This window comes from Streptomyces sp. NPDC031274 (genome assembly GCF_055570235.1).
In genome coordinates this window covers 1-1,865 of record NZ_JBVIHP010000133.1, presented here as the reverse complement: position 1 = coordinate 1,865, position 1,865 = coordinate 1, and the positions used below count along the sequence as shown (strand labels likewise).

General features: G+C 67.8%; 1 protein-coding gene and 1 pseudogene. One reads left to right on the top strand and one right to left on the bottom strand.

The features are described 5' to 3' along the window. Positions 1-225, bottom strand: a pseudogene (locus ACZ5CR_RS44230) (acetyl-CoA C-acyltransferase); the annotation flags it as partial. A 564-nt stretch (positions 226-789) separates the two neighbouring features. Here ACZ5CR_RS44230 and ACZ5CR_RS44225 point away from each other — a divergent pair. Continuing rightward, positions 790-1,865 (top strand): amidohydrolase family protein (locus tag ACZ5CR_RS44225; protein WP_468869046.1); only part of this gene is annotated, 1,076 nt, incomplete at its 3' end.

Sequence of the window (1,865 nt, the reverse complement as noted above, 5' to 3'; positions counted from 1 at the left end):
GGTGATCGGCGCGATCCGGGACAGCAAGGGCCCTTGCTCGCCGACGCCGCTGACCACACCCAGGATGAGCTCATCCACGCCGTCGGCCGGCAGGCCATTGCGCTCTTTGATCGCGCTCAGCGTTTGCGTGGCAAGCCGGATGGGCGTGATCTCGTGCACGGATCCGTTCGGCTTACCGCGTCCGCGCGGTGTCCGGACATGGTCGTAGATGAACGCGTCAGGCATAGGGGTCTCCCTGCCGGCCGGCTCGCGGCGCGGCGTACGTCGTGACGTGCTGCGCGGGCGGGGCGAGGCCCGGCCGTGTCCTCTCAATGAACGTAGAACTGAACTCTGCTTTCAGTCAAGAACTCGGTCAACAGTTCAATGGCGCGAGCCTGCCGAGCACCGCACCCGCCCCGCCCGCGAGCCCTCGGCGCCGCCCGTCGCGGCCGCCGGCCGCGACTCAATAGCCAAAGCCGTACCCGATGCCGCCCCGCCTCCCATACCTCCGCGGCGAACCAGGCATGCCCGTCAGCAGGATGACAGTGCACTCTCTTACAGGAGTTCCGCTCTGCTGCGGAGCCGACCCAAGCGCGACAACGAACGGATACGAGACCCGTCGATGTACGACGGCGCGGACACAGAGGGCCATCCCGACCACCGGGCGGCGGCGCCTGCGGCCAGGACCGCCAGGTGTGATCCTTGCCGGAACGAGAATTTCGTTCTAGCTTAAGCATGGCCTGCGTCGGGCCGCCCTGGACGGTCGCCCGGGGCAGGCCCGCCACTGACCCCTCACGAAGGGCGACACCCATGACGACCGAGGTCCCGTTCCGCTTCTTCGACTGCGACAACCACTACTACGAGGCCTTGGACGCGTTCACGCGCCACCTCGAGCCGGAGTACCGCAAGCGCACCATGCAGTGGGCGGAGCTCGACGGCAAGACCCGCCTCCTGGTCGGGGGGCAGATCAATAAGTTCATCCCCAATCCGACGTTCAGCCCCGTCGCGGCCCCCGGGGTCATGGACGAGTACTTTCGCGGGCGCAACCCAATGAACGCAGATCCGAGCCAACTGTTCGGCGAACTCGAGCCCATCCGACCGGAGTACCGTGACCGCGCTGCCCGCATCGCTCTGATGGATGAGCAGGGCATGGAGGGCTGCATCCTGCTGCCCACCCTCGGGGTCGGCATGGAGCAGGCGTTGGCCAACGACCTGCCCGCCCAGCAAGCCGCCTTCCGCGCGTTCAACCGCTGGCTGGAGGAGGATTGGGGTTTCGCGTACCAGGAGCGGATCTTCGCCGCCCCCTACATCGCGCTCTCCGACCCGGCCAACGCCGCACGGGAGCTCGAGTGGGCGCTCGAGCGCGACGCCCGCTTCGTCGTGATGGTGGGAGGACCGGTGATGACCGAGCTCGGGTCGCGCGCGCCCGGCGACCCCATGTTCGACGCGTTCTGGCAGCTGGCGAACGATTCGGGCATAACGGTTCTCTACCACGGCGGCGAGACGCCGTACACGAAGTACCTCGAGGCCTGGGGCGAGAACGGCTTCACCGAGTCCTTCCGCGCCAACGCCTTCCGCAGCTTGGTGTCCGCCGACGCCCCGCAGGACACTGTCGCCAGCCACCTCGCTTTGGGGCTCTTCCACCGCTTCCCGAACCTGCGAATGGCCTCCATCGAGGTCGGCTCCGCCTGGGTGTTCCACCTCTTCGAGAAGCTGACCAAGGCCTACGGACAGATACCGCACCTCTTCCCCGAGGACCCGCGGGAGACCTTCAAGCGACACATCTGGGTCTCGCCCTTCTACGAGGACGAACTCGCCACCCTACTCCGGCTGGTGGGCGCCTACCCCCTCCCCCTCCCCTCCCCCCCCCCCCCCCCCCACCCCTT